The organism is Arthrobacter gandavensis (genome assembly GCF_015355785.1).
Taxonomy (GTDB): Bacteria; Actinomycetota; Actinomycetes; order Actinomycetales; family Micrococcaceae; genus Arthrobacter_B; species Arthrobacter_B gandavensis_A.
The window spans coordinates 211,190-237,786 of sequence record NZ_JADKYW010000005.1 but is presented as its reverse complement, the minus strand read 5'-3'; the positions used below and the strand labels follow the sequence as shown (position 1 = coordinate 237,786).

Below are 26,597 nucleotides of genomic sequence, written 5' to 3'. Positions count from 1 at the left end.
CTGCTAGCGGGGAACCGGAACGGTGGCGAGGATGCTGCCGAGCACGTCGTCCACGCGCACGCCGTCCATCTGGGCTTCGGGACGCAGCGCCACCCGGTGCCGGAGCCCGGGCAGCGTCAATGCCTTGACGTCGTCAGGGGTGATGAAGGTCCGGCCGGACAGCCAGGCCCAGGCCCGTGCGGTGTTCAGCAGGGCCGTTGCACCGCGAGGGGAGACCCCGAGCTGGAAGGACGGCGCGGAGCGGGTGGCGCGGACCAGGTCCACGATGTAGCCCAGGACTTCCGGGGAGGCATCCACCCTCGCCACTGCCTCACGGGCGGCCCGGAGGTCCTGCTCTCCGGCGACCGGACGCACGCCCGCGGCGGTGAGGTTGCGCGGATCGAAACCGCTTCCATGCCGGCGGATCACCTCGATTTCATCGTCCCTGGAGGGAAGGTCGAGGGTCATTTTCAGGAGGAAACGGTCCAGCTGGGCCTCCGGCAGGGGATAGGTTCCCTCGTATTCAACGGGGTTTTGCGTCGCGGCCACGAGGAACGGGTCGGGGAGGTGCCGGGAGACGCCGTCGACCGTAACCTGGCGTTCCTCCATGGCCTCGAGCAGCGAGGCCTGTGTTTTGGGGGGAGTGCGGTTGATTTCATCAGCCAGCAGGATGTTGGTGAAAACCGGGCCTTCGCGGAAGCTGAAATCGGACGTGCGTCCGTCGTAGATCAGCGAACCCGTCACGTCGCCGGGCATGAGGTCCGGAGTGAACTGCACCCTCTTGGTGTCCAGGGACAGCGCTGCGGCCAGGGTCCGGACCAGCAGCGTCTTCGCAACGCCCGGAACGCCTTCGAGCAGTACATGACCGCGTGCAAGCAGGGCAATGATCAGGCCGGTCACCGCGGCATCCTGACCCACCACCGCCTTAGCCACTTCCTGGCGGACGCTGTGCAGTGCATGCCTTGCGTTTTCGCCTGCATCCTCGGCATTGGCCTGGACGCTGCCCGCTCCGGCTGAGCCGGACACCGATGGGTAGTGCTGGGTCATGATTCGGTTATCTCTTCCTCTAGGTACAGCAGTTCCTGTGACCAGGCCACCAGGTCGCTGTCATTTCCAGGTGTGTGCCCGTTGAGCAGTGCATTGATGTCCGCCGCGGAGCGTCCCGTGCTGCGCGCTGCTGCCCGTACCACGTCGGCGGCTGAGCTGCCGGGTCCCAGCCTGAGGCGGGCGGCCAGGCGCACCATGGTGCCGGCCCGCAGATTATCCGCAGCGCGGTCCAGCGCCCTGCTGTCCTGGTACAGCCGTGCCCGCCCCTCGGCGGTTTCGGCAGCGCGGACAACAACGGGCATGGGTTCCATTGCCAGCGGTCCAAGCCTGCGGCCGCGCCAGAAGGCCGCGTAGGCAGCCACCACCAGCGTCCAGGCGAGCAGCGGATCCACCCACTCCGGCAGGAGGCTGAACGGATTCGCCGGTGCGTCGCCGGCCGGGATATCCGCAGGCACCGGCAGGTACCAGACCAGCGTGTCAGCACTGCCAAGGGACCGCAGCGCCAAGGCGGCGTTTCCGTTCTCGGCAATGGTTTCGTTGGCGAGCAGGCCGGTGAATCCCAGCACGGCAGCGGAATCGTCCTCGGATTCGGCGAACAGTCCGGCAGCCGGTTCGCTGCTGCCGGTCACGGTGAAGCAGGTAACCGGGCCGCGGTAGGCGAGTCCGCCCGCGGAGACCGACCCGGCAGCCTCAGCTGCCGGTGCGGAACAGCCGGCATCGACGGAACCGGCGTCAATGACGTCCTGGGGTACCAGGCCGGCCTGGGAGATGTCCGGGGCCAGAGCCAGCAGCTGCGCGAACGTTGGCTCCACGAGGATGCTTTTCCGGGCAGCGTTACCCAGTTCGCTGAGCTGCTGGCCGGAGAGGTACTCGTTGGGGTCATACAGCAGCAGGGCAGCACCATTCCCGCCGAGCAGGCGAAGGGCTTCGCCATAGTCTTCTGCCGGCACCACGTTCACGCCCCGTTCCTCCAGGACACGGACCGCCGCCTGGGCGCCCTCAGGGGCTGCGTTCGAGGCGGAAAGCCTGGTCCGGTCAGTATCCGGCGCAGTGAGCAGGCTTAGTACGACGCCGCCAAGAAGGACGAGCGACAGGATGATCCACAGGCGCCAGGCGCGCAGCCGGCTCCGCAGGGCGGACGAGGCGGCGTCCGATCCGGTGCCGGTCGGGGCGGTTTCTTCCAGCTGTGCCGCCGGGGGAGCTGCGGAGCTCACTTCGGCACCGCCAGGAAGGGCAGCGCAGCAGCGGCCGGGTCGGCAGGCTGGGAGCGCAGCAGCCCGGCATCCAGGTCGGCAGCACGCCGGACGTCAGGCTCTGCTGCCCGGCTGCCGCCGTAACGGATCTCGTCAAAGCGCCGGCTAAGCCACAGGATCTCCTGCGACGCCGCGGGGAAGACGGCGGAAAGCGCTGCCCCGGCCTCGCGGGCGGTGCGGCCGGGGCGGGGTTCGAGGATGACCCGTTCCTCCGAGGTGCGCAGGATCGCCCGCAGCCGTTCGGTCAGCGCCGTGTCCCAGTCTCCGGCCTTTGCTGCTTCCTCGGCCAGCGAACGGTGGGAGGAGGCATCCTGATCCGGGCCGGTTTCGTCGAACAGGCCGGCAGGCTTCTTCCGGGCGTTCAGCCGCGGGCGGACCACCAGGACGGCCAGGGCAAGAAGAACCAGGGCGCCGAGAGCAAGCAGGAGGATGCCGGCGGGAGCGCCAACGCCCTGGATGCCCGAAAGGAGCTCGTCCAGGAATTCGAGGATCCTGGCCACTGCCCGTTCCACCAGGCTTGGCTGCGCGTCCTGGTACTCGGAGCTCGAAAGCTCGTCCTGCAGCCAGCGGCGGGCCTGGTCCGCGTCGGGCTCCACCGGCACCTGACGGAGCGGGGGAGCGAAGATCACTGTCCTCATGCAGCCCTAGGCAGTACCGGTGTACGGGCCCTGAGGCCATTGTCCGGAGCCGGCCGGCGGCAGGTTCCTGCCGGGTACGAAATCCGGTCCGGAGGACGCCGCGGTTTCCTGGTCCTTCATCAGCGTCACGTCGAATCCTTCCCGGCGCATCCGCAGGTCAATGTAGAGCAGGGACGTGACTGCCGCCTGGAAGGCGTAGCCGATTGCTCCGAAGAAGGCCGAGACGGCGGTGGTGAGGACAATTACCGGCAGCACGGCGCTCAGGTCGTCCGCGCCGGCTTCGGCCGTCCCGAAGGAAGCGAAGAGGGTGATCAGCATGGTGATGGGGGTGCTGATCACCGAAACGATGATTGAGACGATCACGCTGGTCAGCAGCAGGATCCCGAAGGTGCGCCACCAGTTGCCCCTGGTGAGGGTCCAGGAACGTGCGATCGAGGCAAAGACCCCGCGCGGCTCGGCCACGAGGGCAGCAGGTGCCAGGGCCAGCTTCACGGACAGCCAGGCGAAGACGGCGATGACGCCGAGGACGCCTGCCACCGTCAGGAAAATACCCAGTGGCCCCAGGAACTCGATGAGCATCACCACAATGAAGATGAAGGCAACCAGGCCGACGGCGGCTGCAGCGAACATCAGCAGACCGAGCCCGGCCAGCCGCAGCATGGATCCTCGGGCCAGGGCCCAGGTCTGGCCGAATCCGGTCTTCAGGTTCAGGATGGCCCGGGCAACCGGGATCACCAGGAGTCCCTGCATCAGCAGGACTCCGATGGCGGAGACGATAGTCAGGGCAGTCCCGCCGGTGAGGGCGGTTGCGCCCAGGGACATCGCCTGTTCATCGGTCAGGTCAGACTCCAGGCCGATATCGCTGATCGGCGCCAGCAGGGACTGTCCGAAGACGACGGTGAGAACCGCGATGACGGCCTGGATGAGTACCGCGATGCCGAAGGTTGCTGCGGGGTTGCGACGGCACGCCTGGAAGGCTCCGTCCAGGATTTCGCCCAATCCGAGGGGTCGGAGGGGGATGACGCCGGGTTTTGGCGGAGCGCTGTACTGGCCCTGGGAATACGGGCCCTGCTGATAGCCGCCGGGAGCTCCGGTGCCGTACGGGGCGCCGTAGGGGTTGGACCAGCCGGGGGCGGCGGCCTGTCCATAGGGCGGAAGGGGCTGGCCAGGCTGCTGCTGGCCCCATTGGGGCTGCTGCCCCCACTGCGGCTGCTGGGACCAGGGCGCCTGGGGAGGCGGGGGCGGCTGCGAGCCGGATCCGGGACGGGACGCGCCCCCCGGCTCTGGTTCGTTGTGATTGTCCTGACTCATGATTGTCCCCCGCCTCTTTAGCGCTCAGTTCCGTTTCTCCTAGTCCGACTATAGTTTCTGGACGCCCTGACCGGGACCCGGCGGGCCGCGGCAAAAATATGCCGTTTGGGATGATAGGGATACCATGGGCTATTCCGGCATGCCTCGTGGGTAACTGCCGCATGTCCGGTGAGAGCGCACGTAATGGCGTGGGTGCCGAACAGCCCAGGACGTCGAATGCCCTGGCGGGCGGGAAGTAACGGGGAACAGGAAAGCATGAAGGCACGGATACTGGTCGTAGACGATGACGAAGCGCTGGCCGAAATGATCGGCATTGTTCTTCGCAACGACGGGTTCGACCCCGTTTTCTGTGCAGACGGGGCGCAGGCGCTGGAGGTTTTCCGCGGCTCCAAGCCGGATCTTGTCCTTCTGGACCTCATGCTTCCGGGCATGGACGGCATTGAAGTGTGCCGCCAGATCCGCGCCGAGTCAGATGTTCCAATCGTGATGCTGACCGCCAAATCCGACACCGCCGACGTCGTTCGAGGCCTTGAATCCGGCGCAGACGACTACGTTCCCAAGCCGTTCAAACCCGCCGAGCTGGTGGCGCGCGTCCGTGCCCGGCTGCGCCCGGTTGATTCGAAGGCACCGGAGACGCTGAACATCGGCGAAATCTCCATCGACGTTGCCGGCCATTCCGTGGCGCGCGGCAGTGAGCGGATTGCGCTGACGCCCCTTGAGTTCGACCTCCTGGTAGCACTGGCCCGGAAGCCCTGGCAGGTCTTCACCCGGGAAATGCTGCTCGAACAGGTGTGGGGCTACCGCCACGCAGCAGACACGCGGCTGGTGAACGTGCACGTCCAGCGTTTGAGGTCCAAGATTGAGCGGGACCCCGAAGCTCCTGAAATTGTCCTGACGGTCCGCGGTGTCGGTTACAAAGCCGGCCAAAACTAGGTCCGTGGCCTCCCCCGGGGAGGAGAACGGCACACCGGTTGCTCCAAGGGCACGGGCCAGGGCTCGGATGCTCCGAACCGGAGCCGTGCTGCGCCGCACAGCCGAGCGGGTCCACCGCGCCACCGTCGCCAAGATCGCCGTCCGCTGGCGCCGCTCGCTCCAGTTCAAGACTGTCCTGGCGACCTTGCTCCTGGTAATCGTGGCCGCGGGCGGCATCGGGGCGTTCCTGTCCCACCAAATCGCCGGGGCCCTCTATGAAGAGCGGCTAACCCAGTTCAAGGCGGAGGCCACAGCCGGCCTGAGCAGCGTCAAGGAGAATTTCCGGACCACGGCCGCTGCTGACCGCGAGGGAACCGAGCGCCTGGTCTCCAACACCCTTTCGCTGCTCGAGGGACGGGGAGCGGAGACGCCGCGCCGCTACCTGCTCGCCCCTCTTCCAGACCAGGAGAACCTCTTCGTCGCAACACTGGGAGACCGGATCACTGCCGGCAGCATTCCCGCGCCGCTCAGCGATGCGGTGGAGGGGCTGGACCCTGACGGGGAAGACGTTGTGCACTGGTCCGCCCTGGCCCTGGAACACGGTGAACCCGGACTTGCTTTCGGCACCAAGGTCACGCTGCCTCCGGACCGCTCGGAATATGCGCTGTACCTGGTCTATGACCTGAACACCATGCAGCAGACCCTCGATGACATCCACCGCATCCTGTGGATTGCCGGGGGCCTGCTCCTGGCCATCATCGGAACCATTGCCTGGGTGGTGACCAAGGCTGGCGTGGGTGCCGTGAGTGCTGCGGCGTCGGTCTCGGAGAAGCTCGCGGCGGGCGAACTCCAGGAGCGAATGGAGGTCAAGGGCGAGGACGAAGTTGCCCGTCTGGCAGCCTCCTTCAACCACATGGCCGCGACGCTCCAGGACCAGATCACGCAGCTGGCGCAGCTTTCGAGAATGCAGCAGGGGTTCGTCTCGGACGTATCGCACGAGCTGCGGACTCCGCTCACCACCGTCCGGATGGCAGCTGAGGTCCTTTACGACGCGAGGGAAGGCTTCGACCCCATTTCGAAACGCTCCACAGAGCTCCTGTACCACCAGGTTGAACGCTTCCAGGCGCTGCTGGCGGACCTCCTGGAGATTAGCCGCTTCGATGCCGGAGCAGCCGAACCGGACCTGGAGGCAGCGGACATCCTGGGCATCGTCCGGGACGTCGTGGAAGCCACCGAGCCGCTGGCAGTCAACAACGGCTCAGAGGTCCGGATCGTCTGCCGGGAGGAGCGGGTGGTGGTCGACGCCGATCCGCGCCGGATCGAACGGATCGTGCGGAACCTCGTGGTGAACGCGCTGGAACACGGTGAAGGCAAACCCGTTGAAATCGCGGTTGCGACGAACGCAGACGCCGTGGGCGTCGCCGTTCGTGACTACGGCATCGGAATGAGCGAGGACGACGCCGCCCGGGTCTTCGACAGGTTCTGGCGGGCCGACCCGGCCCGCGCACGAACAACCGGAGGCAGCGGACTCGGGCTGGCTATCGCTGCCGAAGACGCAAGGCTGCACGACGGATGGCTGGAAGCGTGGGGCAGCCCCGGCGACGGTGCCTGCTTCCGCCTGACCGTGCCGCGCAGGCACGGCGTAAGTTTTGCTGCGTCGCCGGTTCCGCTCTCACCGCAGGACACCCCGCTCCCGTCGCCTCCCAAGGCGCTCGCCGCCCCCGATTCTGCCGAGAGGGAGGACCACAATGCGTAGGGCCCACAAGCGGCAGGCGTCAGCCGCCGCTTTCCTGTCCGCCCTGGTGTTCCTGGCCGGCTGCTCGTCCATACCCACAGTCGGGCCGGTGGGTACGGCGACGGCCAGCGCGGGCGGCAGCTCGCTGACGCAGCAGCTCAGCTACAGCCCGCCCGGCCCCGTCGAGGACGATTCTCCACAGGGGATCATCGGAGGTTTTATCGACGCAGGCGTCGGCGCTGGCGAGGACTACACTGCGGCCAGGGAATTCCTGACGGCCGAAACGGCGGCTTCCTGGGTCCCCAATGAACGCGTGGTGATCTACGGGGCAGACCCCAGCATTGTGCCGATGCCTGAACCCGATGTATTCCAGATCCAGCTCGAAGTGGTCGCATCCGTCAACGCCCAGGGCATCCGGACCGAGTCGGCCCCCGGAACCACCGAGACCATCCAGGTCCGGCTCGTGCAGCAGGACGGGCAGTGGCGCATCAGCGGCATCCCCAACGGCATCATGATCTCGGACATAACCTTCCCGATCATCTTCCGTGCCCACAATCTGTACTTCTACTCCAGCACCTACCGGTACTGGGTTCCGGACACTCGCTGGTTCGTCCAGCGCTCCGGCATGGCAGCGTCCGTGGTCAATGCAATGCTGGCCGGTCCGGCGCCTTACCTGGAAGGAGCCGTCACGAGTGCCTTCCCGGTGGAAACCCAGCTTGCACGCGAAGCCGTTCCCGTGGTTTCCGGCGTCGCTTCCGTGGACTTCGCCGCCGACGTCCTGGAAGACTCCACCGACCTCAACCGCCAGCAGATGAAACTCCAGCTGGAGCAGAACCTGCGCCAGCTCAACAACGTCAACTCCGTTGAGATGACCGTGAACCAGCGCGAGGTGGACCTGGGGCCGGCCAGCAGCGAGCTGATCCCCGTCGAGGACGATCCCGGGGTAGGCAAGACGCAGGTTGGCATCCAGGGCCAGGACATCGTGTTCTTCCACGACCGGCAAGTCCAGGAGATCAGCAACCTGCCTGATGTCTCCTCCTACGACCCCCGGGATCCGGCAGTATCTGCCGGAGAGATGGACACGGTCGCGTTCCTGTCCGGGGACCGTGGAACACTGCTGGTCACCGGGCCGGACAAGGACGTCGCGGCCGTGGCGACCGGGAGTTCACTGACCGGTCCCAGCATCGACCCGGAGGGCTGGATCTGGTCCGCGTCCGCGCAGGGCGAGGGCAGCCGGCTCATTGCCGTGGGGCCGGACCTTGCCGCCTCCGCCCAGACGGGCCTGACACCTTCCTGGCTCGGCGACATGGTTGTGCGGGACCTGAGGATCTCGCGTGACGGCGCCCGTGCCCTGCTGGTCGCCGAGCAGAACGGTGCGTCCCGCGTCCTGGTCGCCGGCGTCGTGCGCTCTTCCAACGGTGCGCCGCAAACCTTGACCACTCCGCTTGAATTGTGGACGGCCGAGCCTGTCACCACCGCAGTGTGGGTGGGCGAGACGAAGGTGGCCGCCCTCCAGAAAGGCCAGGATGAGTCACTGAAACCGGTGATTCTCGACCCTGCGGAAGACAACCAGGAACTGGCCGGGCTGGATGGAAGCTTCAGTATCAGCGGCGGAGACGGACCGGATGACCTGTTCCTGCAGACGGCCGGTGCTGTCTACAAGAAGCTGGGCAACGGCTGGATCCGCGAGATTGACGGCATCCGGGATCCGGCCTTCCCCGGCTAGCGGTCCAGGCCTCCACAACGAACGGAGCCCTGCCCGCAACGCCTCCCCTTTCCCCAGCCGGGTGCGCTGCAGTCCACCTGCAGCTGATCTGCCGGAAGCCTTGGCGCATGGCACATTCCCTGGTGTTGGAGGACTGGCTGGCTGCCCCCGGACCGGCCGCTGTCCTGGCGGCCTGCCGGGAACTGGCCGCGGTAATCCTGCCTGCAGAATGCGTGGTCTGCGGGGCTGCGGACGAGTCCCTGTGCACGGAGTGCCGCATAGCCGTCCGCCATGCGACGCTGCGTCCCTTCAACGCGTCCGCCGGGGCGGGAATGCTCCCGGAAGCGGAAGGGGGAGTGACGGAGAACCGCGGCACCCCGGACCTTGTGGAGCCGATTCCCCTGCCGGTAACGGCCGCCGGCCGGTACGCTGGTGGGCTCTCCCGCGTAGTGCTTGCCTGCAAGAATCATGGGCATACCGACCTGCTGGGCATCCTGGCCGAAGCCATGGCGCGGGCGCTGCACCAGGCGCCGTCATCCGGGTTTCCGGGACGCGTGGCATTGGTTCCCGTCCCGGGCAGCTTCCGCGGCCGGACGCGCCGCGGCTATGACCCGCTGGAGCTCATCCTGGCGAAAGTGCGCATGAGAGGCCTGCTCCCCGCAGGGATGGAGGTCCGCGGAGTACTGGGCTACCGAATCGGAGCCGAGCTGTCTTCGCTGCGCTCCGGAGCGCAGAAGAGCCTTGGTGCGGGTGCCCGGCGCCGGAACGTCCACGGGACAATGACCGCTGGACGGCCGGGGGACCTGCAAGGAATGACTGTCCTTCTCGCGGATGATGTCCTGACCACCGGCGCCACGTTGGCAGAAGCAACCCGCGCCCTGCGGGCCACCGGTGCGCAGGTGGCCGGGGCAGCCGTCATCGCCGCCGTCCGTGCTCCGGCACCCGCGGCCGGGAGTGCGCCGTGAACGGTTCCGGAGCTGGAACCGGAACCCGGCTGGCGCGGCATAGCCTGCGAACAGCGGCCAAGGTCAGAAGGTGAATAAAGCTTCCGGGTGATCTAACGTGTTGGGTATGGATTGCTTCAAGAAACGGAGCAGTCCTGCGGCAACGGCCGCGAAGGAAACTGGCAGCGGCCGTTGTTGTGTCACCGAAGAATATTGGAGGGCACCATGGAATTCATGATCAGCGGACGAAACGTTGCAGTATCCGATCGGTTCCGTCAGTACGCCGCCGAAAAAATCGGCAAGGTCGAGAACCTCGGAGACAAGGTGCAGCGGGTGGATGCCCGGGTCACCAAGCACGAAAACGTCCGTGAAGCCGACAGCTCCCTCACCGTGGAATTGACCGTCCTGGGCCGGGGACCGGTGGTCCGCGCCGAGGCGTCTTCTGCAGATAAGTTTGCGGCCTTCGACCTCGCCTACGGCAAGCTCATGGAACGCCTGCGCCGCGCCAGCGACCGGCGCAAAGTGCACCGCGGGCGCCACACCCCCGTTCCGGTACGGGTCGCGACTGCGGGGCTGGAGCCTGCCAGCACTTCCGAGCCACTGTCTTCCCAGTTCGCAGCAGCTGAAACTGTCCCGGCGGAAAGCAACGAAGCCACCGACCAGGACATGCAGACCGGCGAGTGCCCGGTTCTGATCCGCCGCAAGGTTTTCCCGGGTGCCCCCATGAGCCTTGACGACGCAGTCGACAACATGGAACTGGTTGGCCACGACTTCTACCTGTTCGTAGACGCCGCCACCGGAGCGCCGTCGGTGGTCTACCGCCGCAAGGGCTGGACCTACGGCGTCATTACCCTCGATTCCAAGTGCGCCGAGGGAACCGAGGAAATCCGTGAGGAAATGCGCGGCTACCGCGACGCCACACCGGCTGCCCAGGACGTGGAAGCCGCGTCGTAGAGGTGCAAGTGTCCCGGTCCTAGGATGGGTGCATGCCAGCATCCTTCTCCCTTGACCGGGCACGCCGCACCATCCTCGGCGCCCAGCAGTTAGCCAAACCGCGGCCCGTCCGCCCGACCCCCGGGCAGACGGGCCGCGTTTTTGATGCCCTGGGGCTGTTGCAGATCGACTCGGTGAACGTCCTGGCCAGGAGCCATTACCTCCCGTTGTTTACCCGGTTGGGCGCCTACGACCGAGATGTCCTGGACCGGATGGCCGCGCGGCATCCCCGGCGGATGGTTGAGTACTGGGCGCACGAAGCCAGTTTTATCCGTCCGGACCTCTTCGCTGACCTGCGGACGTGGCAGCGCCGGACCTGGATGCGTGCCACGTCCATGCCGGACGGGCCGCGCAGCGAACTGAGCCAGGCCATTGTTGAACTTCTCGAGCGCAAACACCCCCTCTCCGCGCGGGAGGTAGAGGCGGCCCTTGGCCAGGCCGCCGAGCCCGGCTCTAAAGCGTGGGGGTGGAACTGGAGCGCCTCAAAGCGGGTCTTGGAAGACCTTTTCGAACAGGGGGTCATCTCCTCCGCCGGACGGGGAACTGCTTTCGAGCGGCTCTACGCACCCGCCGCCTCCGTGCATCCTGACGGCGAAGCGGCCCTTGAACCCGCGGACCGCAACGAAGCGCTGCTGCGGCTGACGGAGAATGCGGCGCGGTCACTTGGCCTGGGCACGGCGCCTATGCTGGCAGATTACTTCCGCCTGCCGCTGCGTGACACGCTTGCCGCCGCGCAGTGCCTCGCAGGGCAGGGGAAGCTGGAGGAAATTTCGGTCAACGGCTGGAAAGGTCCCGTCTTCCTCCACCCGGAGGCGCAGATCCCCAGACGCTGCCATGGACGCGGCCTGCTGAGCCCGTTCGATTCACTGGTCTTTGACCGGCGCCGTCTCCAGGCAGTTTTCGGCATCCATTACCGGATCGAAATCTACACGCCGGCCCAGAAGCGCAGGTTCGGGTACTACGTACTGCCGTTCCTGCTGCGCGAGGCGATAGTGGCCCGGGTAGACCTGAAAGCTGACCGGGCAGCACGGGCCCTCCTGGTCCAGGCCGCCCACGCAGAACCCGGCTCGCCCGCAGAAACCGCGGTTGAGCTGGCCGCAGAATTACGGTTAATGGCGCAGTGGCTTGGCCTCGCAGAGGTTATGGTAAGTCCTGTGGGCAACCTTGCGCCCGCCCTGAAACTGGCAATCGACCGAGGATGATTCCCGAGCGGGAACCTTGGCGGCCTGCCGGACGTCTCTCACGTAGACTGGGGACGCCAGATTTCGGCAACACTAGATTGGGAGCAAATCAGTGGCATCACTTCTCGAACGAGTTCTTCGCACCGGCGACAAGAAGACGCTGAAAACACTGCGTAACTACGCCGATGCGATCAACGTGCTCGAGGACGAGTTCAAGGGCATGAGCGATGCCGAACTGCGCGCCGAGACAGACAACCTCAAGGAACGCCACGCGGACGGCGAGAGCCTCGATGACCTGCTTCCGGAAGCCTTTGCCCTTGTCCGGGAAGCTGCCAGCCGCACACTTGGCATGCGCCATTTCGATGTGCAGCTTATGGGCGGAGCTGCCCTGCACCTGGGCAACATTGCGGAAATGAAGACCGGTGAAGGAAAGACCCTGGTGGCCACGGCTCCGGCCTTCCTCAACGCCCTGACGGGCCGCGGCGTGCACGTGGTCACCGTCAACGACTACCTGGCGGAGTACCAGTCGGACCTGATGGGCCGTGTCTTCCGCTTCCTGGGCATGTCCACCGGCTGCATCCTCGCCAACCAGGACCCGGCCACCCGCCGTGAACAGTACGCGGCAGACATTACCTACGGCACCAACAACGAATTCGGGTTCGACTACCTTCGGGACAACATGGCCTGGAGCGCCAATGAGCTTGTCCAGCGCGGGCACCACTTCGCCATCGTCGACGAAGTTGACTCGATCCTCATTGACGAGGCCCGTACTCCGCTGATCATTTCCGGCGCCGCCAGCGGCGACGTCAACCGCTGGTACACCGAGTTCGCCAAGGTGGTCCAGCGGCTCACCCTCGACGCCGACTATGAGGTCGACGAGAAAAAGCGCACAGTGGGCGTGCTTGAGTCCGGCATCGAAAAGGTCGAGGACTACCTGGGCATTTCCAACCTCTATGAGGCTGCCAATACCCCGCTGATCGGGTTCCTTAACAACGCCATCAAGGCGAAGGAACTCTTCAAGCGGGACAAGGACTACGTCATCCTCAAGGGTGAAGTCCTCATCGTCGACGAGCATACCGGGCGCATCCTGGCCGGCCGGCGCTACAACGAAGGCATGCACCAGGCCATCGAGGCGAAGGAGGGGGTGCAGATCAAGGCCGAGAACCAGACCCTGGCCACCGTCACCCTGCAGAACTACTTCCGCCTTTACGAGAAGCTCTCCGGCATGACCGGCACGGCCGAAACCGAGGCCGCGGAGTTCATGAGCACCTACAAGCTTGGCGTGGTGCCCATCCCCACCAACAAGCCGATGGCCCGGCTGGACCAGTCCGACCTGATTTACAAGAACGAAGTAGCCAAGTTCGACGCCGTCGTGAAGGACATCGCCGAGCGGCACGCTTCCGGGCAGCCCGTGCTGGTTGGTACCACCAGCGTCGAGAAGAGCGAATATCTTTCCAAGCAGCTGGCGAAGGCCGGGATCCGGCACGAGGTCCTCAATGCCAAGAACCATGCCCGCGAAGCTGCCATCGTGGCGCAGGCCGGCCGCAAGGGTGCGGTGACGGTTGCGACCAACATGGCCGGCCGAGGCACGGACATCATGCTCGGCGGCAACGCCGAGTTCAACGCGGTGGCCGAACTGAGCAGCCGCGGACTTGATCCGGCAGAGAACCCGGAGGCCTACGAAGCCGCCTGGCCGGCAGCACTGGAGAAGGCGCAGGCCGCCGTGGCTACGGAGCACGACGAAGTACGTGCCCTCGGAGGCCTGTATGTTCTCGGCACCGAACGGCACGAATCCCGACGCATCGACAACCAGCTCCGGGGCCGTTCCGGCCGCCAGGGCGACCCTGGTGAGTCCCGCTTCTACCTCTCCCTGACTGACGACCTGATGCGCCTGTTCAATTCCGGTGCAGCAGAGCGCATCATGAACAGCTCTTCCATGCCGGACGACGTCGCCCTTGAATCGAAGCTCGTGTCCAAGGCGATCCAGAACGCCCAGGGCCAGGTCGAGGCACGCAACGCCGAGCAGCGGAAGAACGTCCTGAAGTACGACGACGTCCTCAATCGCCAGCGCGAAGCCATCTACGGGGACCGCCGCCGGATTCTCGAAGGCGATGACCTGCAGGAGAAGATCGGTTTCTTCCTCGAAGATGTCATCACTGCCGTGGTGAACGAGGCAACGGCTGAAGGCCACGGTGACGACTGGGATCTCGACACCCTGTGGAAGAACCTGAAGATTGTCTACCCGATCAGCCTGACCATCGACGAAGTCATTGACGAGGCCGACGGCCGGTCCAACCTGACCCGGGATTTCCTGCTGAACGAAATCCTTTCCGATGCCCGCCTGGCTTACCAGGCACGTGAAGACTCCATCGGCTCAGCTGCGATGCGTGAGCTTGAGCGGCGCGTGGTGCTCTCGGTGATCGGCCGCAAGTGGCAGGAACACCTGTATGAGATGGACTACCTCAAGGAAGGTATTGGCCTGCGTGCCATGGCGCAGCGTGACCCGCTGGTGGAATACCAGCGCGAGGGCTTCGTCATGTTCCAGACCATGATGGAGGCTATCCGTGAAGAGAGCATCCGCTACCTCTTCAACGTCGAGGTCGAGGTCAAGCAGCCGGAAGTTCCCGAGGCCCTCAAGGGCATGAAGGACGCCCGCGGCATAGTAGGCGGCGGCCCGGTCATCGAGGCGCCCGGACTGGAAGCACCTGAACGCCCTGCCAGCCTGCAGTTCTCCGCACCCAACAGCCAGGGGCAGGTGGAGACCCGGGTGGAACGCACGGCTGCGGCCAAATCCTCGCAGCCGGCGTCCCGGAAGGATGCCCGTCCGGCGGGAAAGAAGAAGCGCCGGAAGTAGTCCTACCCGATTTCCAGGGCGGTAACTTTCCAGAGTCCGCGCCGCTGCTCCAACCGGAGGGCAACGGCGCGGACTCTGTTGGTTTCGGCTGCCGCCACCGCCGCCTCGTAGACCCCCTCGCGCACCGGGCAGAGACGGACACGCAGTATGCGCACATTGCGGTGCAGCCGGTCCTGTCCGCGCCCCCGGACCAGATTGGTTCGAAGCTGCAGGCGCTCGAATTCCTCGAAGTCCAGCCACCGGGCCAGCTGCTGCAGCGGGCGCACCCCTGCCAGTACCTCGAGGGCTCCCATGGTGACGGAGCGGCTGATCGCTTCTATCCGCGCGTCCGTCTCGGGTGAACTGGACCAGTTTGCCGCTGGTTGGGCTGCCGGCATGGTCTCCTCCCTGACCACTGCCGGGCGCCGTTGGGGGACCACTGGCGGAGCGCTGCCGGGTACCGCGCTGAAAAAGGGCCGCGGTTCTCCGCTGGCCATTGCCAGCTCCCCGGATACTTCACCTGGGGCCGGGAGAATTATCAGGATACTCATGGGTTGTCCTTTCCAGGCACGCGGAGGCGGGCGGGCTAGCGGGCCGGCGGGGGCGGAACGGCAAGGACCTGCCCCGGCAACAGGCGGTGTGGATCAGGGCCGATCACTCTGAGGTTCGTTTCGTGCCACGCCGGCCAGTACTCAGCGATCTCATGATCGGTTGCGAGCGGTCCCAGCCGGGCTGCCGCCAGGCCCCAGAGGGTGTCTCCCGCAGTCACGGTCACGGCGTCTTCCCGCTGCTCCGTTCCCCGCGTCCCGCCGGGAATAAGAAGTGAGCCCTCCACCGGTCCCGGGGACGGTTTCCAGAGCGGGTCCACGGCGGAGTCACTGCGATGGGAGTCACCCGGGCCTGCCGGGACGCTGCGGTTTGGTCCTGCGGATGGTTGTGCACCCGCACCCGCCAGCTGCCAGGCGGGATTGGCGGCAGGGGGCGACGAAACCGCGTCAAGGCTCCATGCCGTGACGGGATTCCCTGCGCTGGGCGCTGCGGAGCTGGCCGGTACGGGCGGCGCGGCCAGGACCGGCAGGGGTGACGCAGCCAGCTGCACACCCAGGGCGGCAGCTGCGAGCCGTTTGAGGAACCCGGGGCTCAGCCGTCCGAGGAAGCCTGCCGCCCGGAAGCTGCCGCCGCGCAGCAGGGCGGCCGAGAGAAACGCTGCTCCGAGCCCGACTGTCCACCATCCCAGCACCAGCAGGCCGGCGCCCGCGGCGGCGAGACCGGCCGCGGACTGGAGATCCGTGAGCGACCGGTAGCTGTCCCCAAACCCGGCCGGTCCACCCAGCGCCAGGCCGGCGCACAGCAACATGGTGCCGGCAGCCGCCACTGCAGCAGCCTGGAACATGTCCTCAAACGTCCTGCGCCGTTGTGCTTTATGTGTAGTCATAGCTGCCCTTCACACCGGTTGGGTCTTCAATGCATTTAATGCAGTTTGATACTGCTTGATGCTTATTGACTCTGATAAGCCCACTTGAAGCTCTTTGGGGGTCCTTCCTAGCGTTTGGCTGTGCCCCTGTCCAGAGTGGTGCGCGAAGAATGTGGACGCTAGCCTTGCCCGATGAGGTGGGAGGCGTTGTTCACGGACTTGGAAGCGCAGCTGGCTGCCGCCGGACAGGCGGGACTTGAAGCTGAGATTGCAGACCGCCAGCGCGGCGAACTCGCTGGACTGGACCTGGCGGCCAGGCTCCGGGCGCAGCACGGCCGGATTCTGCGGGTCCATCTGGGACTGGCAGGCGGCCCGCTCACGGGAACGCTTAGCCGGCTGGGAGCGGACTGGCTCCTGCTCGACTCAGCGTTGGGCTCACATATCGCGGCACTGGATGCGGTGCAGTTGATCGAAGGGATGGACCGCTATGCCGACCCATCGGTTCCGGTGATGCAGCTGCCGCTGGCCTCCGCGCTGAGGGGACTGGCCCGGGACCGACATCCGGTGGACCTGCATCTGCGGGGACGGGCCGCGGTCCTGCACGGCAGCATCGACCGGGTGGGGAAGGACTTCCTTGAATTTGCCGTTCTTGAGCCCGGGGACCCGCGGCGGATGGACAAAGTCACGTCTGCACCTGCGGTGCCCTTTTCCCGGATTGCTGCTGTCAGCTCCGCCCGCTAGAAAACCGAGGGGAAAAGAGCCTGCGCCGGGGGCTAGGCTTCTGCGGCCTCGTCCTGGGGGAGCGTTGCCCTGGCTGCCTCCGCGCGGCGGTACGCACCCGCTATGTACTCCTCGAGCTTGGCATTCTCAACCCGCCACTGGCCCCGGCCGCCCACTTGGATGGCAGGAAGCTCGCCGGAACGCACCAGCGCATACGTCTGAGAGGAAGATATGTTCAGTACCTCGCCGACATCAGCGAGGGTGAGGAACCTTTTCTCCACCATGGTGCCCACCATCAAACCCTTTCCGGCACTGTGCCGCTGCTGACCTAGTCTGCCATCTGCTGGTGCTGGACGGCCGTTATCCACAAAATACGTACTCCACCCGTTTCCATACTGCCGTTTGAGGGTCACAATGACCTCCAACACTCCGCGGGGAGGCGGAGGAAACCGAGGGGGAACCAATGAGTCTCAAGACCGCTGCGCCGGACGCACCCGCGCCGCGCCTGAAAAAACCGTCGTGGAAAGATCCACGGCTGCTGCTTGGCGTTCTCCTGGTCCTGGCTTCGATTGCCGGGGTGAGCGCACTGGTTGCCAGCCAGGACCAGACTATCCAGGTCCTGGCTGCCTCGCGCGAGATACCCGTCGGATCGGTGCTGGGGGAGGACGATTTCGACGTGGTGCAGGTGTCCCTCGGCGGACTGGCGGGCACCTACATGTCCGCAGCCGATCCACTTCCTGAAGACGCCGTAGCGGGAAGCATCATCCGCCGGGGCGAGCTGGTTTCCCGGGCCGATCTCATCAAGGCGGAAGACCTCGACCGCAAACCCCTCGGACTCGACGTCCAGGCACCGCTGCCCAGCGGCATCCGCGCGGGGGACCGGGTGGACGTCTGGGCTTCCCTTCCGGACGGGCAAAACGGGTACCGTGAACCGCTCCGCCTCCTCACCGCGGCGGAGATCTCCGAGCTCTCCGTCAACGAGTCGGTCATTGCCGGCGCTGATACCACCCGCCTGCTGGTCCTGGTCGAGGATGAAGACCTTCCCGCCCTGCTGGGTGCATTGTCCAACCAGGCGAAGATCGCCGTCGTCCCCAATCCTTCAGCCGGATGAGTGCCATTCCGGTAGTGACCTCCGGCAGCGGCACGGCAGAGCTGGTGCAGGGGCTGGAACGCCTGCAGGGGCCGGTCACCGTGATTCGCCGCTGCAGTGAGCTTTCGGAACTGATCGCTGCCTGCCAGAGCGGCATGGCCCGGGCGGCTATCGTCGACGACGACGCCGGAGAACTGACTGCCAGCCTCGCGGACCGCGTCGCTGCGGCGGGGGTCGCCCTTGTGGTCCTGGCTGATGACCCGGACGCCCGTGCCAGGCTGGACCGGCTCGGCGTCGAACATGCTTCAAGGAGCCTTGACTCCACGGCGCTGGCGGAGCTGGTCTCAGCAGCTGTCCTGGCCATGGAATCCCGGGCCCCGGGGCCCGGCGAGCGGTCCGCACTGGCAGATCCGGCGGACGGTCTCCGTCGCTGGGAACTCGGCGGAGAACCCGGAGGCACAGCTGATGACGCCTGCCCGCGCCGGGCCGGCAGCGTGGTTGCCGTGTGGGGCCCCGCAGGCGGTCCCGGCCGCACCACCCTGGCATTGAACCTCGCGGCCGAGGCCGCGGCTGCCGGCAGCGAAGTACTGCTGGTGGACGCTGACACCTACGCGCCGAGCATCGCCGCCGTCCTCGGGCTGACCGATGAATCGGCAGGCCTCGCGCAGGCGTGCCGTCTCGCCGAACAGGGAATGCTGGAGCCGGCGGCCCTGGAAGGAACTGCCGTGCGGGCGCAGCTGAAGAGCGGCAGGCTGCGGGTCCTGACCGGAATCACTCGCTCGGACCGCTGGCTTGAGATCCGGGGAACCTCGCTGGCCCGGGTGCTGGCGCAAGCCCGAAGCATCGCAGACATTACGGTGGTGGACTGCGGTTTCAGCCTCGAGGCAGATGAAGAGCTGAGCTTCGACACGATGGCGCCGCGGCGCAACGCGGCAACCCTGGCGGCCCTGGAAGCCGCTGATACCGTTTACGCCGTCGGAGCCGCCGATCCGGTAGGCGTTCCGCGCCTGGTGCGTGCGCTCGCGGAACTTGAAACGGCCGTACCCTCGGCGGTGCCTCTGGTGGTGTTGAACAAGGTGCGGCGATCGGCCGCCGGGCGTTCCCCGGAACGCCAGCTTGGTGAAGCGTGGCATCGTTTCGGTCCCGGGCAGATCAGTGCCTTCCTTCCGGCCGACTGGGAAGCAGCCGACGCATCCCTGCTGGCAGGGGCGGCGCTGCTGGAAGCGGCTCCCGGCTCGGCGCTGAGGACGGCGATCGCCGCTCTGGCCAATGTTCCCGCAGGCGGCAGCCCCAGACGGCGAAGGAGGCGCGCGGCAGCCACGAAGTGACCTTTTCTTTGCCGACGGGATAGGCTCATAGCAAACGGGCCGCAAAGGGGCGGCCGGTACTAAGCGGCGAATTTCGGAGGCGTATTAAATGTCGTCTGGATCCAACACCACGGATCTTTCCAGCTCGGATATCTCCCTTGAGGATTTCATCGGGAACTACTACGAGCATCTGGCGGCTGAAGACGCCGCACTCTACCCTCCACAGGCCTTGCGGGAACGCGCCGAGGCGCACCGGGCACTGGCATGGACCCGCGCGGAAGGCACGGCAGCGGTAGACGTCTTCGACCAGGGGGATGCCAGCGTCATCCTCATTGTCACCGACGACATGCCGTTCCTCGTCGATTCGGTCACGGCCGAGATCGTCCGGCGGAACAGCGGCATCCGCCTGATGGTCCATCCGACCTTCCTGGCGACCCGCCACCGGGACAGCGACACCCTGCAGCAGGTTAAGCGGGTTCCGAACGCGGCCGGCATCTCCAGCGGGGACACCGCTGCACTCCCTGACATCTCCGGCCTGCTGGGCAACGGCGACCAGACCACGCGCATCGAGTCCTGGATTGCCGTCGAAGTGCCACGCCTGAGCGATGAGGACCGCCGCCGGGAGATGGTGGACGGATTGCTTCGGGTCCTGGACGACGTCCGCGTTGCCGTCAGGGACTGGTCCGGCATGCGGGCCAAGGTCCACGAGATTGCGGCTGAACTCTCCGCAGCCGGGCCGGGAATCCCTGACCTGCAGCAGGCACGGGAGCTGCTCACGTGGCTCGACGACGGCAACTTCACGTTCCTCGGATACCGCGAATACGACCTCATCAACGAGAACGGCGAAGACGTGCTCCGCGCTTCTTCGAACACGGGCCTTGGACTGCTGCGCAAAAGTTCGGAGGCCGGCAAGGTCCAGCATCTGACAACGGCCGGCAGGGCGAAGGCGCGGGAGAAACGTGCCCTCGTAATCACCAAGGCGAATTCACGTTCCACCGTGCACCGCGCGGCCTACTTCGACTACATCGGGGTCAAGCGGTTCGACGCCGAAGGCAACGTCACCGGTGAACGGCGCTTCATTGGCCTGTTTGCGACCGGCGCCTACACCGGGTCCGTCCGGGACGTGCCCATCCTGCGCGACAAGGTCAAGGAAGTTGTCCGCCGGGCAGGATTCCCCGCGGACTCGCATTCAGGCAAGGACCTGCTCTCCATCCTCGAGACCTTCCCGCGCGACGAACTGTTCCAGATCGACGTCGACGGCCTGCTGGAGACGTCCCAGGGCATCCTCCGCCTGCAGGAACGGCGGCGTACCCGGCTCTTCCTGCGCCCGGACGTCTACGGACGCTTCATGTCCGCGCTGGTCTTCCTGCCGCGCGACCGCTATACCACCTCGGTCCGCCTGCGGATCCAGGACGAGCTGCGGTCAACGTTCAACGCCGACTCCATTGACTACGAGGCGCGCCTGACCGAATCCGCGCTGGCCCGCCTGTTCTTCCGCATCCGTCTGCCCAAGGGCGTTGAAATCACGGACGTCGACGCAGCTGCGCTGGAACGCCGGCTGGTCAACGCCACGCGCTCCTGGTCCGAGGGAATCGACGAGGTGCTGCGCGGGAAGTTCGACCGGGTCCAGGCCGAGGAGCTGTCCGCCCAGTGGGGCGACGCGTTCCCCATGGACTACCGCGTGGGGTACGAGGTTGAGGACGCACTTGCGGACATCGCCCGGTTTGAAGACCGGCTCCGGAACCCGGAGACCGCTCCGGAGCTCTTCGTGTACCTTCCGGCCCGCAGCGGCGAGAACACCGACAGCGCCGATGCCCGGCTCAAGCTGTACCTGCTGGAACCGAAGTCCCTGACCCAGATCCTTCCTTTCCTGCACAACCTGGGCCTTGAGGTGCTCGACGAACGTCCGTTCGAGATCCGGCGGCGCGACGGCGTCGAGCTGTTCCTGTACGACCTCGGACTGCGCTACGGAGCCGGCGTGGATCCGCTGGAAACCGGTACCCTCCTGGCGGAGGCTTTCCGTGCGGGCATTTCAGGCGCCAGCGAATCGGACGCGCTTGATCGCCTGATCCTGGGCCAGGGCCTGGGCTGGCGGGAAGTGGTGATGTTCCGCAGCTACGCCAAGTACATGCGCCAGATGGGCAACACCAACTCCTACGGCTTCATCGCGGACACGCTGCTGGCCAACCCCCGGGTCACTGCTGCGCTTGGCCGGATGTTCCGGGCCCGGTTCGATCCGGCCCTCGAAGAGTCCGGGCGCGCGGCGGAGATGGAGGCTGCGCGCAGCGAACTGGATGCCGGGCTGGAGCAGGTTCCCACCCTGGACGCGGACCGCGTACTGCGGACGTTCGCCAACCTCATCGAGGCGACTCTGCGCACCAACTTCTACCAGGACAAGGCCTACGTCAGCCACAAGCTCAACACAGCCGTGATCGACGGAGCTCCGTTCCCGCGGCCCAAGTATGAGATCTGGGTTTACTCCCCGCGCGTAGAGGGTGTGCACCTGCGCTTCGGCGAGGTGGCCCGCGGCGGCCTGCGCTGGTCGGACCGGCGCGAGGACTTCCGAACCGAAATCCTGGGCCTGGTCAAGGCCCAGACGGTCAAGAACGCCGTCATTGTTCCCACCGGCGCCAAGGGCGGCTTCTATGCCAAACAGCTGCCGGACCCGTCGAAGGACCGCGGCGCCTGGATGGAAGAGGGCAAGGAAAGCTACCGCACCTTCATCCGCGGGCTGCTGGACATCACTGACAACCTGGTGGTCACCGAAGACGGCGAGCAGGTCCACCCGCCGGAAAACGTGGTGCGGCACGACGGCGATGACAGCTACCTGGTGGTCGCAGCGGACAAGGGCACCGCCTCCTTCTCCGACATTGCCAACGCGCTTTCCGCTGAATACGGTTTCTGGCTCGGTGACGCCTTCGCTTCCGGCGGCTCCGTGGGCTACGACCACAAGGCCATGGGCATCACCGCCCGCGGTGCCTGGGAATCGGTGAAGCGGCACTTCAGCGAACTCGGCGTCGACACCCAGAACGAGGACTTCACGGCCGTGGGCGTGGGTGACATGAGCGGGGACGTCTTCGGCAACGGCATGCTGCTGTCCGAACATACGCGGCTCATTGCGGCCTTCGATCACCGGCACGTGTTCCTGGACCCGAACCCCGACGCCGCGCGGTCCCATGCGGAACGGCGGCGGCTCTTCGAACTGCCCCGCTCGTCCTGGGCCGACTACGACGAGAACCTCATCAGCGAGGGCGGCGGAGTGTTCCCGCGCCAGACCAAGAGCATTCCGATCAGCGCGCAGGTGCGGGAGGTGCTCGGCCTTGACTCCGGCGTTACCCGGCTCAGCCCGCCGGAGCTGCTTCGGGCCATCCTCAAGGCGCCGGTAGACCTGCTTTACAACGGCGGCATCGGCACCTACATCAAGGCATCCGCCGAAACCAACGCTGAAGTTGGGGACAAGGCCAATGACTCCATCCGCATCGACGGACGGGATGTCCGGGCCAAGGTCATCGGCGAGGGCGGCAACCTGGGAATGACTCAGCGCGGCCGCATCGAGGCTGCGCTGTCCGGTGTCATCCTGAACACCGACGCAATCGACAACTCGGCCGGTGTGGACTGCTCCGACCACGAAGTCAACATCAAGATCTTCGTTGACCGTATGGTGGCCGCGGGCAGGCTGGACGCCTCCGAGCGTTCAGCGTTCCTGCACTCGATGACGGACGAGGTCGGCCGCCTGGTGCTGCAGGACAACATTGACCAGAACATGCTGCTGCTCAACGACCGCCAGCGCGTCATCGAGTGGAGCCCGAGCTTCGAGCGGCTCATGGACTGGCTGGAGGAACATGCCGGCCTGGACCGTGCCCTGGAAGCACTGCCCACCAAGGATGAACTGCGGGCACGGGTGGCTGACGGCCAGGGCCTGACCGCGCCGGAACTGTCCGTCCTGGCCGCTTACGCCAAGATCGAGCTGACCCGCGCGCTCACGGCGTCGGACCTGGCGGATGATCCGTTCTTCCGCGGAACCCTCCGCAGGTACTTCCCCAAGCAGCTGGTGGATCGCTTCGATGACCAGCTGGATACGCATCCGCTGCGGCGCGAAATCATCTCCACGATGGTCGCCAACGACATGATCAACATTGGCGGAATCACCTTCGCCTTCCGGGTCATGGAGGAGACCTCGGCCACTGAGGCGACGGTTGCCCGTGCGTTCAGTGCACTGCGGGAGATCTACGCGATCGACGACGTGGTTGCCGCGCTGGGTAAACTGCCGGCCAGCTTCCCGACGGAAACCTGGACCGCCATCCACCTGGACATGCGCCGCCTGCTGGACCGCGCCGTGCGGTGGTTCGTGAACCACGTTGGCCGCGGCAGCTCCATCGACGAGGACATCCAGGCTTTCAAGCCGATTGTCGAGCCGCTGCGCAAGGACCTCATGCGCTTTATGCGCGGAGGGGACCGCGAGCGGGTGGAAGCAGCGCTTGAAAAGGCGTCAGGCTGGGATGTGCCGGAGGATCTTGGCACGTACTGGGCCGAACAGTTCGAAAGCTACGGCCTGCTCGATGTCGCCCTGGCTACACGGCAGGTCGAGGAACCGGCAGAGAACATTGCCGCCGTCTACTACGCGGTCTATGACCGTTACGGAGTAGACGATCTGCTGGAGCGCATCACCAAGCTCCCGCGCGGGGACCGCTGGCAGGCACTGGCCCGTGCCGCCCTGCGTGACGATCTGTACTCCACGGTTGCGGACATGACCGTCGCCGCCCTGCAGGCCACGCCGTCGATGCAGGGTGAAGACCCGGTGACCCGCATGGAGGCATGGGAGCAGGAGAACGCAGACAACCTCGAGCGCGCAACCAAGATGTTCGCCGAGGTAAACCAGCTCGAGCAGGATGACATGGCATCACTTTCAGTTGCCCTGCGCCTGCTTCGCTCGATCGTAAGGCGCTGACGGACGTCCGCTATGGCAATATTCACCGATCCGATCAAGGACCATGCGGAGTTCGGTCCCGGCGACGCCGAGTGGCTGCATCTGCTGGTGGGGGACTGGCAGCTGGTGGCAGACCTCGCGTTCGCCGACCTGGCACTGTGGTTCCCGCTGCCGGAGGGCACGTACGTGGCTCTGGCACACGCCCGGCCCTCGACGTCGCACACCGTGTTCCACAGCGACTTCGTGGGCGAGCGCATCCGCGCCGACCTGCAGCCGCTGGTGGACAAGGCGTGGAAATCGCAGACCATCGAGCGCTCCAGCGAAACGAACTGGACCACGGAAACGGCCATGCGGGTGGAAGCGATTCCGTTCGTGCGCAACGGGCGCACGCTCGCCGTCGTCACCTCCCACATGGACCTCTCCAGTTCCAGGATGCCGTCCCGGCTTGAACTGACCTACCGGCAGTGTGCCTATGACCTGCTCCGGATGGGAACGCTGGGTCTGTGGCCGGACTTCGCCACCCCCACGGGTTCGCGCCGCGGCGCCCCACGGGTCGGTGACGGGCTGATCCGGCTCGATGCCCAGGGCGTGGTGCAGTACGCCAGCCCCAACGGTGTTTCCGCGTTCCGCCGGCTGGGTGACATGGAGACGCTGGAGGGCCGGCCGCTGGCAGAGATCACGACGGCGCTGCTCAAGGACCGCAGGATGGTGGACGAGACTCTGCCTCTGGTGGTCACCGGGCGGATGCCGTGGCGCACCGAGATCGAGTCCCGCGGTGTGAGCCTCTCCCTGCGGGCCATCCCGCTGCGCGATGAGAAGGAACGGTTCGGCGCTCTGGTGCTGTGCCGCGATGTCTCTGAGCTGCGCCGGCGGGAAATGGAGCTGGTCTCCAAGGACGCGACGATCCGCGAGATCCATCACCGCGTGAAGAACAACCTGCAGACCGTTGCGGCCCTGCTTCGAATGCAGTCACGGCGGATGGAGAGCGAAGAGGGGAAGCAGGGCCTGGCCCAGGCGATGCGCCGCGTGTCCACGATCGCGCTGGTCCACGAAACGCTCTCCCAGGGGTTGACGCAGAACGTCGATTTCGACGAGCTCATTGACCGGCAGTTCCGGCTTTCGGCTGAGGTGGCGTCCCCGTCCCAGGCGGTTCGCACCGAGCGGCAGGGGACTTTCGGCGAGCTTCCCAGCGACCTGGCGACCCCGCTCGCGCTGGTGATCAACGAGCTGGTGACAAACGCCGTCGAGCATGGATTGGCGGGCAAGGAGAACGGCACGGTGTGGCTGAACGCGATGCGCCATCTGGGAGCCGACGGCGAGGAAAACCTAACGGTAACCGTGTCGGATGACGGCGTTGGCCTGCCTCCGGAACCCCGCAGGGAAGGACTCGGCCTGCAGATTGTGCGGACCCTCGTCCAGAGTGAACTCGACGGAACCATTCTCTGGGCTCCGCGCCCGGGCGGCGGCACCGAAGTTACGATCGAAATGGAACTCGATGGTGCCAGGCGGCGCTGAAGCGTCCCCTTAGACTCCGGCAAACACGAAGGGCCGCAGCCTGCAGGCAGCGGCCCTTCATGTTTGCCGGGCGGGGGGCCCGGCAGAAGTCTTGTAGTATCCGAAGACCTCAGGGGTCTTCTGCTTCCTTAGGAAGCGCGGCGTGCCCTTGCGGCACGGCGCTTGAGAGCACGGCGCTCGTCTTCACTCATGCCGCCCCAGACGCCGGCGTCCTGACCGGTTTCGATAGCCCACTGAAGGCAGGTGTCGATGACCGGGCACCGGCGGCAAACGCTCTTGGCCTCTTCAATCTGAAGAAGGGCCGGGCCGGTGTTCCCTACGGGGAAGAACAGCTCCGGATCCTTGTCCAGACATGCTGCGCGGCTCCGCCAATCCATGCTAATCACTATCTCCTCTGAAAAGTTGACTCAGCTTGTTTGTGAAAACATTCACGAGCAACCACAAATTAAAGGGGCCGGTCTCGGCCCCTTATCCCCTCTACTAGGGTGTCACGCGACGGAAACGCAAACAAGGGTTAACAAGCTGTTAATCTGCCGGAAATGATGAGTGATGCGTCACAAAGGCCCGTGGCCTCGGTCCTCTAGGATCCCTAACCGGTCGCTGCTCCTTGACTATCTCCGGTAGGGTGCCAGTGTGTCAAGACCCCAAAATTTCACGGCCCATGCACCGCGCCCCGGAGCAGTCACCCTGATTTCTGCCGTTCTGGTCTTTGAGTCACTCGCCCTTTTGGGTGTTGCGGGCTGGTACGTCTTCAACCTCCTGAACTCCACGCCGACGTCCCTGGGCGGGGCAGTTTTCAGTCTCTTCCTGGTTGTCCTGGTGGCTGTCTGGCTGCTCGTGGTGGGGCACTTCTTCTTCCGGGGTATGCGCTGGACACGGGCCGCAGCCCTGGTCTGGCAGCTGTTCATGATCGTGATCGCGGTGCCCACGCTGCAGGGCGGGGTAGTGGTGGTGGGGCTCGCCCTTCTGCTGCCAGCCGCCGCCGTGATCCTGCTGATGTTTACCAAGCCCGTTATCGCCTGGACTTCCCAGGCCGGCGGGGACGCGAAGACCTTCTAGGATCCCTGCACTCCAGTCGCGGTGTGCGGAGACC

21 protein-coding genes are annotated in these 26,597 nt (G+C 65.9%); 13 read left to right on the top strand and 8 right to left on the bottom strand.

The features are described 5' to 3' along the window. Positions 1–3 precede the first annotated feature (3 nt). From ITX31_RS06150 to ITX31_RS06135, 4 genes are read right to left on the bottom strand one after another with little or no spacing between them, the layout of a single operon-like run. On the bottom strand, positions 4–1,026 hold the full coding sequence (locus ITX31_RS06150; RefSeq protein ID WP_194782599.1) for an AAA family ATPase: 1,023 nt from the start codon (positions 1,024–1,026) through the stop codon (positions 4–6). After that, entirely contained in the window at positions 1,023–2,240 is a 1,218-nt protein-coding gene (locus ITX31_RS06145) for a DUF4350 domain-containing protein (protein ID WP_194782598.1), read from the bottom strand. The genes ITX31_RS06150 and ITX31_RS06145 overlap by 4 nt, the downstream gene beginning before the upstream one ends. After that, complete coding sequence (locus tag ITX31_RS06140; protein ID WP_194782597.1) at positions 2,237–2,917, bottom strand: DUF4129 domain-containing protein; 681 nt, start codon at positions 2,915–2,917, stop codon at positions 2,237–2,239. Before ITX31_RS06140 ends, ITX31_RS06145 begins: the two co-directional genes overlap by 4 nt. Positions 2,918–2,923: 6 nt before the next feature. Continuing rightward, positions 2,924–4,228: a glycerophosphoryl diester phosphodiesterase membrane domain-containing protein gene (locus ITX31_RS06135; RefSeq protein ID WP_194782596.1), complete on the bottom strand. Its 1,305-nt coding sequence runs from the start codon at positions 4,226–4,228 to the stop codon at positions 2,924–2,926. Between the two features lie 255 nt (positions 4,229–4,483). Between ITX31_RS06135 and mtrA the strand changes: the two genes are divergently transcribed. The 7 genes from mtrA (at position 4,484) to secA (ending at position 14,552) form a co-directional block, all read left to right on the top strand. After that, positions 4,484–5,161 carry an MtrAB system response regulator MtrA gene (gene mtrA, locus ITX31_RS06130; protein ID WP_194782595.1) on the top strand — a complete coding sequence of 226 codons (678 nt, stop codon included), beginning with the start codon at positions 4,484–4,486 and terminating at the stop codon, positions 5,159–5,161. A 4-nt stretch (positions 5,162–5,165) separates the two neighbouring features. Beyond that, positions 5,166–6,896: an MtrAB system histidine kinase MtrB gene (mtrB, locus tag ITX31_RS06125; RefSeq protein WP_323745599.1), complete on the top strand. Its 1,731-nt coding sequence runs from the start codon at positions 5,166–5,168 to the stop codon at positions 6,894–6,896. Beyond that, the gene (locus ITX31_RS06120; RefSeq protein WP_194782594.1) at positions 6,889–8,601 is read left to right on the top strand and encodes an LpqB family beta-propeller domain-containing protein; all 1,713 of its coding nucleotides are present in this window, start codon (positions 6,889–6,891) and stop codon (positions 8,599–8,601) included. Before mtrB ends, ITX31_RS06120 begins: the two co-directional genes overlap by 8 nt. Positions 8,602–8,708: 107 nt before the next feature. Then, the gene (locus ITX31_RS06115) at positions 8,709–9,545 is read left to right on the top strand and encodes a ComF family protein (RefSeq protein ID WP_194782593.1); all 837 of its coding nucleotides are present in this window, start codon (positions 8,709–8,711) and stop codon (positions 9,543–9,545) included. 204 nt (positions 9,546–9,749) lie between these two features. Further along, positions 9,750–10,478 (top strand): ribosome hibernation-promoting factor, HPF/YfiA family, encoded by a 729-nt coding sequence (gene hpf, locus ITX31_RS06110; protein ID WP_194782592.1) that lies wholly within the window; start codon positions 9,750–9,752, stop codon positions 10,476–10,478. Between the two features lie 32 nt (positions 10,479–10,510). Next, positions 10,511–11,719, top strand: a complete 1,209-nt coding sequence (locus ITX31_RS06105) for a winged helix-turn-helix domain-containing protein (RefSeq protein ID WP_194782591.1) — start codon at positions 10,511–10,513, stop codon at positions 11,717–11,719. Between the two features lie 91 nt (positions 11,720–11,810). Further along, positions 11,811–14,552, top strand: a complete 2,742-nt coding sequence (secA, locus tag ITX31_RS06100; protein WP_194782590.1) for a preprotein translocase subunit SecA — start codon at positions 11,811–11,813, stop codon at positions 14,550–14,552. 2 nt (positions 14,553–14,554) lie between these two features. On the opposite strand, the gene ITX31_RS06095 is transcribed toward secA, so the two are convergent. Next, complete coding sequence (locus ITX31_RS06095; protein WP_194782589.1) at positions 14,555–15,082, bottom strand: Rv3235 family protein; 528 nt, start codon at positions 15,080–15,082, stop codon at positions 14,555–14,557. A 35-nt stretch (positions 15,083–15,117) separates the two neighbouring features. Further along, positions 15,118–15,966 carry a LysM peptidoglycan-binding domain-containing protein gene (locus ITX31_RS06090; protein ID WP_194782588.1) on the bottom strand — a complete coding sequence of 283 codons (849 nt, stop codon included), beginning with the start codon at positions 15,964–15,966 and terminating at the stop codon, positions 15,118–15,120. A gap of 171 nt (positions 15,967–16,137) precedes the next feature. Between ITX31_RS06090 and ITX31_RS06085 the strand changes: the two genes are divergently transcribed. Then, positions 16,138–16,686 (top strand): hypothetical protein, encoded by a 549-nt coding sequence (locus tag ITX31_RS06085; RefSeq protein ID WP_194782587.1) that lies wholly within the window; start codon positions 16,138–16,140, stop codon positions 16,684–16,686. Positions 16,687–16,718: 32 nt separating this feature from the next. Here the strand turns inward: ITX31_RS06085 and ITX31_RS06080 are convergent, their stop codons facing one another. Further along, on the bottom strand, positions 16,719–16,949 hold the full coding sequence (locus ITX31_RS06080) for a helix-turn-helix domain-containing protein (RefSeq protein ID WP_194782586.1): 231 nt from the start codon (positions 16,947–16,949) through the stop codon (positions 16,719–16,721). Between the two features lie 179 nt (positions 16,950–17,128). Between ITX31_RS06080 and ITX31_RS06075 the strand changes: the two genes are divergently transcribed. The 4 genes from ITX31_RS06075 (at position 17,129) to ITX31_RS06060 (ending at position 25,504) form a co-directional block, all read left to right on the top strand. After that, positions 17,129–17,776, top strand: a complete 648-nt coding sequence (locus ITX31_RS06075; protein ID WP_194782585.1) for a hypothetical protein — start codon at positions 17,129–17,131, stop codon at positions 17,774–17,776. Then, complete coding sequence (locus ITX31_RS06070) at positions 17,773–19,083, top strand: AAA family ATPase (protein WP_194782584.1); 1,311 nt, start codon at positions 17,773–17,775, stop codon at positions 19,081–19,083. Before ITX31_RS06075 ends, ITX31_RS06070 begins: the two co-directional genes overlap by 4 nt. A gap of 88 nt (positions 19,084–19,171) precedes the next feature. Next, entirely contained in the window at positions 19,172–24,010 is a 4,839-nt protein-coding gene (locus ITX31_RS06065; RefSeq protein WP_194782583.1) for an NAD-glutamate dehydrogenase, read from the top strand. Positions 24,011–24,022: 12 nt separating this feature from the next. Beyond that, positions 24,023–25,504, top strand: coding sequence for a sensor histidine kinase (locus ITX31_RS06060; RefSeq protein WP_194782582.1), 1,482 nt, complete (start codon positions 24,023–24,025; stop codon positions 25,502–25,504). A 128-nt stretch (positions 25,505–25,632) separates the two neighbouring features. Here ITX31_RS06060 and ITX31_RS06055 read toward each other — a convergent pair whose 3' ends face one another. Further along, the gene (locus ITX31_RS06055; protein WP_055239553.1) at positions 25,633–25,881 is read right to left on the bottom strand and encodes a WhiB family transcriptional regulator; all 249 of its coding nucleotides are present in this window, start codon (positions 25,879–25,881) and stop codon (positions 25,633–25,635) included. Positions 25,882–26,137: 256 nt separating this feature from the next. Between ITX31_RS06055 and ITX31_RS06050 the strand changes: the two genes are divergently transcribed. Beyond that, positions 26,138–26,563 carry a hypothetical protein gene (locus tag ITX31_RS06050; RefSeq protein ID WP_323745598.1) on the top strand — a complete coding sequence of 142 codons (426 nt, stop codon included), beginning with the start codon at positions 26,138–26,140 and terminating at the stop codon, positions 26,561–26,563. Positions 26,564–26,597: the final 34 nt, after the last annotated feature.